General features: G+C 71.8%; 9 protein-coding genes. 6 read left to right on the top strand and 3 right to left on the bottom strand.

Annotation, left to right across the window (positions count from 1 at the left end; translation table 11 throughout):
* Window positions 1–421: 421 nt before the first annotated feature.
* The 5 genes from ACFHWY_RS25190 (at window position 422) to ACFHWY_RS25170 (ending at window position 6,178) form a co-directional block, all read left to right on the top strand.
* Window positions 422–2,119 (top strand): serine/threonine-protein kinase, encoded by a 1,698-nt coding sequence (locus ACFHWY_RS25190; RefSeq protein ID WP_416582735.1) that lies wholly within the window; start codon window positions 422–424, stop codon window positions 2,117–2,119.
* 58 nt (window positions 2,120–2,177) lie between these two features.
* Window positions 2,178–2,987, top strand: a complete 810-nt coding sequence (locus ACFHWY_RS25185) for a hypothetical protein (RefSeq protein ID WP_416582734.1) — start codon at window positions 2,178–2,180, stop codon at window positions 2,985–2,987.
* 201 nt (window positions 2,988–3,188) lie between these two features.
* Window positions 3,189–3,581 (top strand): VOC family protein, encoded by a 393-nt coding sequence (locus ACFHWY_RS25180; protein WP_416582733.1) that lies wholly within the window; start codon window positions 3,189–3,191, stop codon window positions 3,579–3,581.
* Between the two features lie 178 nt (window positions 3,582–3,759).
* Entirely contained in the window at window positions 3,760–4,623 is an 864-nt protein-coding gene (locus ACFHWY_RS25175) for a mechanosensitive ion channel family protein (protein ID WP_416582732.1), read from the top strand.
* Window positions 4,624–4,816: 193 nt separating this feature from the next.
* Entirely contained in the window at window positions 4,817–6,178 is a 1,362-nt protein-coding gene (locus ACFHWY_RS25170) for an MFS transporter (protein ID WP_416582731.1), read from the top strand.
* On the opposite strand, the gene ACFHWY_RS25165 is transcribed toward ACFHWY_RS25170, so the two are convergent.
* The 3 genes from ACFHWY_RS25165 to ACFHWY_RS25155 all read right to left on the bottom strand — a co-directional run bounded on the left by ACFHWY_RS25165 (window position 6,154) and on the right by ACFHWY_RS25155 (window position 7,934).
* A complete protein-coding gene (locus ACFHWY_RS25165) occupies window positions 6,154–6,573 on the bottom strand; it encodes a YchJ family protein (protein ID WP_416582730.1) in 420 nt (139 codons plus the stop codon). The genes ACFHWY_RS25170 and ACFHWY_RS25165 overlap by 25 nt on opposite strands.
* Window positions 6,574–6,627: 54 nt before the next feature.
* A complete protein-coding gene (locus tag ACFHWY_RS25160; protein ID WP_416582729.1) occupies window positions 6,628–7,236 on the bottom strand; it encodes a class F sortase in 609 nt (202 codons plus the stop codon).
* Between the two features lie 206 nt (window positions 7,237–7,442).
* Window positions 7,443–7,934, bottom strand: coding sequence for a hypothetical protein (locus ACFHWY_RS25155; RefSeq protein ID WP_416582728.1), 492 nt, complete (start codon window positions 7,932–7,934; stop codon window positions 7,443–7,445).
* A 613-nt stretch (window positions 7,935–8,547) separates the two neighbouring features.
* Here ACFHWY_RS25155 and ACFHWY_RS25150 point away from each other — a divergent pair.
* Window positions 8,548–9,141, top strand: a complete 594-nt coding sequence (locus ACFHWY_RS25150; protein WP_416582727.1) for a hypothetical protein — start codon at window positions 8,548–8,550, stop codon at window positions 9,139–9,141.
* The last annotated feature ends 32 nt before the right edge of the window (window positions 9,142–9,173 follow it).

The raw sequence follows: 9,173 nt of genomic DNA, 5'->3' as shown, positions 1-9,173 counted from the left end.
TGCGGCTCGGTCCTGCGTTGCTGGTGATGATCCTGGCCGCCGCGGTGGGGGACGCGGTGGCCGTTCCCGGTGCGGGCGGGCGCTCAGCGCTGGGCGGTCGGTGTGCCCGGCATCAGGTCGGTCACAGAATCAACTACCCGCCGCAGCTGGTCACCCAGGTACACGATCAGCTACCCGCCGTTGCGGTGGTACCGCGACAGCCGCCCTCGCCGGTGTTGGTCAGGCAGTCGGCGATTGGCCGTAGCTCAGCGCCGTTTGGGTGGTTCACCCGGACCGTGTCAGGGAGCGGCACCGGCGCGACCGTTGACCACGGCTGCTACCAGTGGCAATGTGTCCGTGCTCGCCCACCCGTAGCGGCGGTGACGATGATGATGTTGTCCAGCGGCACCGTCCACCTGCGTACAGCGCGGAAGGCAGCGACATGAGCGGATGGCAGCTCTCCGGCTACACCCCGGTCCGACGGCTCGGCGCCGGCGCCTCCGGCAGCGTCGATCTCGCCGTCCACGACGCCACCGGTACCCCCGTAGCGATCAAGTACCTGACCGGCAGATGCGACGACGAGGTGTTCCGGGCGGCCTTCCGGGACGAGGCACGGCTACTGGCCGACATCGACGACCCGTACGTCTGCCGCCTCTACGAGTACGTGGAGGCACCAGACGGCGCGGCCATCGTGATGGAGCTGGTCAACGGCGTCTCACTGCGTCAGATGCTGCGCGCGCAGGGCCCGACCACACCGGAGTCGGCGCTCTGCGTACTCAAGGGTTCCCTCGCCGGACTCGCCACGGCGCACGCCCACGGCGTGGTGCACCGCGACTACAAGCCGGAGAACGTGCTGGTCACCGGTGAGGGCGCCAGCAAGCTCGCCGACTTCGGCATCGCCATGCCGGTCGGTGCCGACGCCGGTGGCAGTGTGACCGGCACGCCCCGCTACATGGCACCCGAGCAGTGGACAGGGGCCCCTGCGAGCCCTGCCTGCGACATCTACGCCGCCACCGCGACTTTTTTCGAGTGCCTCACCGGCCACCCCCCGTACGACGGGCGGGACCTGGCCACCCTGCGCCAGCAGCATGCCCGCGCGCCGATCCCCACCGCCCCGGCTCCGCGACCGGTGCACGGCCTGCTGCGGTACGGGATGGCCAAGCGACCCGACGACCGTCCACAGCCGGCACAGGTTTTCCTGGCCACGTTGGAGGAGGTGGCCGCCGGTGCGTACGGCGCGGACTGGGAGGAACACGGGATACGCGAACTGGCTCGGCGGGCGGCGCTGCTGGCCGCCCTCCTCCTGTTCCCGGACGGCACCGGCGGCGCCCTCAGCGTCGCCAGCACGGCGCTCGGCGCGACCACCGTCGCACCGGCCGGCGACAGCCCCGGTGTTCCCGTGCCGCGGCGTACCGGACGGGCCCGGGCGGCGCTGGTCGGTGGTGGACTGGCGACGGCGCTGCTGATCGGCGGGGCCGGGCTCAGCTACGCCGCGAAGGACGATCCACCGCTGGCCGCCGGTACGGCCACGGAGGCGAGCACGGACTTGGCCGGCACCATCGTTCCGCCTGGCGGTGTCCCCGCCCCGCCCACGCCGACCGCCACGCCCAGCGGGCCAGCGACCGCCACCTCCGCCCCACCGTCCGGCCCGTCCGGTGGCGACACCGCCCCGAGCGTCGGCACCACCGTCTCGGCCACACCGAGCGCGTCAGCGACGCCCACCGGCAGCGCCCCCGCGACCACCCCGGTCCCGACCCCGCCGACCAGCACCAGCCCCGCGCCGCCGCGCGACGTCACCGCGCCCATCGTCGACCGGGTTGCGGCGAACCCGACCCGACTGGACCCGACCGGCTGCCCGTTCGGGCCCATGACGAGCACCGTCACCGCCTTCGTCGCCGACGAGCGCACGGCAACGGACGAGCTGCGGGTCCGCTTCCGATACACCCTGGAGAAGCGATCGTACGAAAAGAGCATGAGCCCGCTGCAGGACGGCCAGTTTCGGGGTGTGCTCGGTGAACTACCCCGACCCGGCCTCACCACCCGGATCCGGGTGACGGTCCTCGCCACCGATGCCGCCGGCAACACCGCCACCGGCTCCACCGGTTACGTGACGCTCTACTCCTTCTGCACGCCGGGCTGACCTGCGGCCCCGCGTACCCCTCAGAGCACCCCCGCCAGTCGACGACGCAGGAGACGCCGTGACCCAGCCGGACGACGCCACCGAGGCCCTACCCACCCAACGGGTGCCGGCTCAGCCGGCCGTCACCACCCGGCACGGTCCCAACCCGCCCGGGGCGCCGGGGGATGCGGCAACGGTGTCGCTGGCTGGCGCTGATCCGACGGTGGTGCTGGACGGTACTGATCCGACGGTGGTGCTGGGCCGCACCGGGCCGCCGGAGGCCGCCGGCGTCACGGCGGCCCTGGGCGTGGCCGAGGCCGGATACACCACGGCGGCCACGGCCGGCGCGCGTACCGGTGGGGGAGCGTTCGCCGCGCCGACCGCCGGGCCCGGCGGGGAGCTGCGGTTCGGCCCCGGCGTGCCGGTCTCCCCGCCGCCGGCTCCGGCCTGGCCGACGCCCGCACCGCCACCGCGACGCAGGTCTGCCTGGCGGAAGCTGGTCTCGTTGCTGTCCACTCTGCTCACCCTGGCGCTGCTCGCCGCGGTCGGGCTCTGGATCTGGCAGCGGCTCAGCCCGCTGGAGATCGTCGAGGTGAACGCGGCCGTGCCGCGTCCCGCCGGTCAGAGTTGCGACGTGAGCATCGACGTGGTCGCCACCGTGCGGACCAACGGCCGTGCGGGTGTCGTCGAATACCAGTGGCTCCGGTCCGGCAGCGCACCGGGCGCCCTGCTCACCGAGCGGGTCGGCTGGGGCCAGCGCAGCGTCGAGCTGACTTTGCGCTGGTCGTTCAGCGGAGTCGGCAGCACCACCGAGACCGCGACCGTGAACATCGTCGCCCCGTCCGCGGTGCAGGCGGCAACCGAGGTCAGCTACGCCTGCTCCCGCTAAGGTGGCCAGCCGGTCGAGCACGACAAGGCGTAGGAGCTTTCGATGCAGAGGCCGTCGACGCGCACCGGGAGGGTGAGATCGGGCGTGGTTGTGGCAAGGTCGTGCTCACCATCGGCTGATCAGAGCAGCACAAGCATCGGCCGGTGCAGCTGCCGGCGCGCGTAGCCGGGAGCAGAACGCGACCTCCCGTACGCTGCCACAGTGCAGATCGACCTGGTCTCCCTGATCGTCGACGAGTACGACCCGGCGATCGCGTTCTTCACCGACGTGCTCGGCTTCGACCTCGTTGAGGATTCCCCGGCACTGACCAACGACGGGCGACCCAAGCGGTGGGTCGTGGTCCGGCCGCCAGGCGCCCAGACCGGGATTCTGCTCGCCCGTGCCGATGGCGAACACCAGCGTGCCGCCGTCGGCAATCAGGCAGCCGGTCGAGTCGGGTTCTTCGTCCGCGTCGACGACTTCGACGTCGCTCATCGGCGGATGGTCGAGGCCGGCGTCACCTTTGTCGGGCAGCCGCGGGCCGAGGCGTACGGCCGGGTCGCGGTCTTCCTCGACATCGCGGGCAACCGGTGGGACCTGCTCGGCGCCGCCTGACGCCTCCGCTGTACAGCGTCGACGAAGGGCCGCCGAGCCGTCGCCGCTCAGTTGGCGGGCACATTCGGGCCGATGTCGGGCGAGCCGCCCGCACCTCCTGGACGCGCACGGGTTTCTGCCGAGCGTCACCCGGGTAGGTCGGGCCGGACGGACATCAGCCCCCTGGAGGACCATTCCCATGCGAGACAACTTCGGCGACGCGGTGGGGGACACCCTCCGTTCGATACTTCTCTTCCTACCCAAGGCCCTCGCCTTCGTGGCGATCCTGGTCGTCGGCTGGCTGATCGCCAAGGCCGTCCTGAAGATCGTCGACCGACTGCTCGAACGGGTCGGCTTCGACCGCGCGGTCGAGCGCGGCGGGATCCGCCGGGCACTGGCCCGATCCCGCTACGACGCCAGCGGCATAGTCGCCCGGCTGGCCTACTACGGGATCCTGCTGCTCAGCCTCTACCTGGCGTTCGGGATCTGGGGGCCCAACCCGATCTCCGACCTGATCGCCGGTGTCATCTCCTGGCTGCCCCGGGCCTTCGTGGCGATTGTCATCGTGGTCGTCGCCGCCGCCATCGCCAGCGCGGTCAAGGACATCGTCTCCGGCGCGCTCGGTGGCCTGTCGTACGGCCGGCTGCTGGCCACCGTCGCCTCGGCGTTCATCCTCGGTCTCGGCGTCATCGCGGCGCTCAACCAGATCGGTGTCGCCACCGCGGTGACCACCCCCGTGCTGATCGCCGTGCTGGCCACCGTCGGCGGCATCCTGGTGGTCGGCGTCGGCGGCGGTCTGATCCGCCCGATGCAGCGCCGCTGGGAGTCCTGGCTGGCCCGCGCCGAGCAGGAGTCGCGCACCATCGCCGAGCACGCCCGCGCCTACGCCGCGGAGCGTCGGGACACCGACGCACGTCGCGCAGAGCCGACCGCCGCTCCCGCCGGTGACGACCCGGAGGCCACCCAGGCCACCTCGCGCGCACCGGAGGTTCCGGCGCAGCGGAACTCTGAGGACAGCGAGTCGACGATGGTGCTGCCGCCGAGGACCGACGAGCAGCGCTGAGTATCGACGAGCGGGACGCAACCGTTGCCGGTTGCGTCCCGCTCGTCTGTCGGCGACGCCGTGGCAGATAGCGGTGTCGCCGACTAGCATCACCACCATGACCTGGCGACATTGATGCGTAATCCGAGGCCGTGGGCCGCCTGCGGTCGCCGTGACACCGGCGTCCGTCACCCGCCCCACCTGGAAGGCCTCGATGACTTCGAACTCGGCGCGCGCCCGCCGCCTGGCCGGCACGCTCTATGCGTACGCGTTCCTCACCGATCTGGTCCTGCTCTACCCGGTTTACGCACTGCTGTTCGCCGACACCGGCCTGTCGATAGCGCAGATCTCGTCGCTGTTCGTGATCTGGTCGCTGACCGGTATCGCGCTGGAGGTGCCCTGCGGCGCGTGGGCCGATGCGACCTCCCGGCGGTGGATGCTCTGCCTCGCGCCGCTCTGCACCGCCGCCGGCTTCGCCCTGTGGACGCTCGCGCCGTCCTATCCGGCGTTCGCTGTGGGCTTCGTCCTCTGGGGAGCCGGCGGTGCGCTCGCCTCCGGCGCGACGGAGGCTCTGATCTTCGACGAACTCGATCGTCTCGACGCGGCTGACCGGTATGCCCGCGTCATCGGTCGGGCGCGTACCGCCGGCACCGTGGGCGTGCTCGGGGCGATCGTGCTGGCCAGCCCGGTGCTCGGGCTCGCCGGCTATCCGGCGGTCGGCGCGGCCAGCGTCGCCGCCTGCCTGCTCGCCGCCGGTGTCGCCACCCGGTTCCCCGAACACCGCCGTCGGCGCGCGGAGCCGGCTGTCGTCTGCGCTGGCGCCGCTGTCGTCGACGTTCTCGGGACGGCGGACGGAGCGACGGGCCGGCCGCCGGACGACACCCAGGCTGACGATCTTCGCTGGTGGCCGGAACTGCGGGCGGGAGTGGCCGAGGTTCGCGCGGACCGGGCGGTACGCGCAGCCGTGCTGCTCGTCGCGGCGGTCACCGCCGTTTGGGGCGCCCTGGACGAGTACACACCGCTGCTGGCCAGGGATACCGGAGTCCCCCTGATGGCGGTGCCGCTGCTGCTGCTGATCGTCACGGTCGGGCAGGTCGCCGGTGGTCTACTGGCCCCGGTCGGTGAGCGGCTGCGCACCTGCGGGTACGCGGTGCTGCTGGCCTGCTCGGCCCTGGCCCTGGCGTTCGGTGCACTGCTCGGCCGTCCGGCCGGCTTCCTGCTGGTGGCGGTCGCCTTCTGTGGTCTCCAACTCGCCTCGGTGCTGGCCGAGGCGCGGCTGCAGGCTCGGATCAGCGGGCCCGCCCGGGCCACCGTCACCTCGTTGGCCGGGATGGGTACCGACCTGACCATTATCGCGGTGTACGTCGGTTACGGCCTGGTCGCTACGGTGGCCGGCAACGCGGTGGCGTTCGCGGTCGCCGCCGTACCGTACCTGCTGGTGGCGGCGGCGCTGATCAAGTCGGCACGGGCCCGGCGGCCGTCCGAGCCAGGCCGTGCGGGACGTGCGTCGGGTGCGGCCGTGCCGGCTCCGGTGCGGATCGACGGGACCGGTCAGCCCTGGTCGTCGTCCAGGTAGGACCAGCGACCGTCCTCGCGGACGAAGCGGCTGCGTTCGGTCAGCGTGCCCGTTTCGCGGCCCTCCCGGTAGTGGGCCCGGAACCCAACCGTGCCGGTGCTGTCGAAGAGGCCACCCCGGTCGGTGTCGAGGACCTCCAGCCCGGTCCAGCGCTGGGCGGGATCGAGGTGCAGCCGGGGCGGCCGGGTGCGGGTGTGCCAGCTGCGCAGCAGGTACTCCGGGTCACCGACGGCGAAGGCGGCGTACCGGGAACGCATCAGCGCCTCGGCGGTCGGCGCCTCGGCCTCGCCCCGGTGCAGCCGACCGCAGCAGTCCGGGTACGGCAGACCCTGTCCGCACGGGCACGTCCCGGTCACCTCGGTTCGCCGGGCCGGCCGTCTGTCACGCTTGGCCATTGCGTCATCCTCCACGGTCCGGGCGTCGCCCCCGTCCGCCGGGGGGCGACCGGCTCACGCTGTCCTGCTGGCGAAGACGACGACGTTGTCCGTGTAGTCGCCGCTGCCCCGGTCGAAGCGGCCGCCGCAGGTGATCAGGCGAAGACCGGCCACGGCGGCCGGGGCGTAGACCAGGTCGGTGGGGAACCGATCCTTCGGGTACGCCTCGACGCCCTCTACGGCGAAGCGCACCATACTGGCGTCGTCGCGGGTGATCTGGACGGTGTCGCCGGGACGTAACCGTCCCAGGTCGAAGAAGACGGCCGGACCGTCGCCCGAGTCCACGTGGCCCACCAGGACCGCGTTACCTGTCTCTCCGGGGCTGACCCCGGGCCGGTACCAACCCGCGACGGCGGGCTGGTCCAGCGGTGGCACCTCAAGCGTCCCGGCACCATCGGCGGCGACGGGCACGAGCGGTGCGCGGACGCCGATGGCCGGAATGCGTACCTCGACGGGGATGGCGCGGGCAAGAGGTGGCAGGCTTGCCGCGGTGCTCGCCCGGTGCTCGTCGCCGCTGGGCTGCGGCGGCCGGGCCGGCAGGTCCGCGAGCCCCTGGCCGACCAGCGCGAGGCCGGCCGCCGCGAGCAGCGCGACGAGGATCCGGCCCAGGTGGTACGCCCGCACGGGAACCTCCGTTCGCCGGTACCCGGCGGTTGAGCGGTCTTGGCTCTGCCCGCCGGTGTCCGGCTGTTGGGTGACCTGGGCGCTTCGACTGGTCGGTCTCCTCGTGGCCCCCGTACCCGCGGCCGGGCCATCTCGGGTGCCCGCGCCGTGGAGCACGGCACGGGCACCCGTTCGCACGATGACTGGATCGCCTGAGTGGTGGCAGGTCAGAGCGTGGCGGCGGTGGCCGCGTGGCGACGACGCCGGCCCATGATCAGGGCACCGCCGAGTGCCGTGGCGAGCAGGGTGGCTCCGGTGGCGAGGGTTCCGACGCCGTCGTTGCCGTCGCGGCCTCCGGCCGCTGCGCCACCGATCGGGGTGACCGTGAAGGTCGTGCTGCCGTCGGGCGTGCCGTCGCCGCAGGTGGCTGCCACCGTGTAGGTGCCCAGGGTGAATCCGGCGGTGAACAACTCGGCGCTTAGCCCGCCACCGGCAGCGGCGGTGGTGGAGCGGACATTCTGGTCGCGGTCGGGTCCGGTCACGCGGAACAGCGCGTCGCCGGAGTTCGGGTTGCAGGTGGTGGCGGTGAGCACGACGGTTCCACCGACCGGTGTGGTCGACGGAGACACGGTGGTGTCGGCCAGCGCGGTGCCCGGCAGCAGTAGGGCGCCGAGGGCAATGCTGCCCGCTGCGGGTACGAGAACTCTGATTGCCTTCATACGCGTCTTCCCTCACTTTTCGTCCGCTGACTGCGTGGGACGTCGTTCGGGTGGCCAACTCCGTGACTAGCACCGGTGTGCCCAACACTAGGTGGGGTTGGAACCCGATCCGGTGAAAACGAGAAATCCTCGTTGCCGTCCCATGTTCACCCGCGAGGCGGAGGCGTCGTTCAAGGGCCGGGCATGGGGTCGGCGGGTGTGGCATCCCACCGGTGGCGGTCTGGTCGCCCTGTCCCGGCTGCGCGGATGGCGACGTCGACGCGGATCCGGGCGCGATGTCCGGTACCGCCCGTCGACGGCCGGACCGATTGGTGCGGATGTCCGTCTGGGGCGGGCGGCCGGGCGGAATCGGTCAGGGGGTGGAGGCGTTACACCTGACAGCCGAGCAGGGCCGGTCTTCGCACCCCGGCGGACGCTGGCCCCGGGCCGGTCTCGTGGAATGTAGGTGGCCGGTCGGTGGTTGTACCTGGTTCCGGCGGCGTGAAGTGGTTCCCCTTCGGTGCCCCGGGCGTCTTCTTCCTTGAGATCGGTGAGTGCCTGTCGGTGCTTGCGCGCGTGTCGGCCCCCCGCTTCTGGTCGGTGTGTGCGCCAACCCCCGAATGGAGCTTCGATCATGAACTTGATGCTGCGTAAGAGCGTTCTTGGTGTTGCTGGTCTGGTGTTCGCCGGTGGCATGTTCGCCGGTCCGGTGGCGTCGTTCGCTGACAGTGGCCCGGTGGCTGGTGAGTCGGTGGCGTCGGTGGCGGTGCGGGCCGACAAGCCGGACATGGGCAGGCTGGTCCCGCATGGTGTGCAGGGTGAGCAGTCGCGGATCGACCTTGGTGACGAGCAGGTCGCGAATGTGAGGGCGATCGTGGCGGCGACGAAGAAGGCCGGCATGGACGAGCGTGCCGCGGTGGTGGCGATCGGTACCGCCCTGCAGGAGTCGAAGTTGGAGAACCTGGGTCATCTCGGTGACCGTAACGACCATGACTCGCAGGGCTTGTTCCAGCAGCGGCCGACGTCGGGGTGGGGCACGGTGGAGCAGATCACCGATCCCGAGTACGCCACGCTGGCGTTCCTGAAGGGTTTGGAGCAGGTTGATGGTTGGCGGGACATGCCGTTGACGGTGGCGGCGCAGACGGTGCAGGTGTCGGCGTACCCGGATCACTACGCCCAGTGGGAGCAGCAGGCCGCCGACCTCGTCGCCGAGCACTGGAACAGCTGACCCGAGCACCCCGCCCAACAGACACCGCTGGC

Source organism: Micromonospora sp. LOL_024, from assembly GCF_048060415.1.
In the GTDB taxonomy this organism is placed as follows: Bacteria; Actinomycetota; Actinomycetes; order Mycobacteriales; family Micromonosporaceae; genus Micromonospora.
The sequence above is the reverse complement of the archived record's forward strand: the minus strand, read 5'-3'. Positions and strand labels throughout refer to the sequence as shown.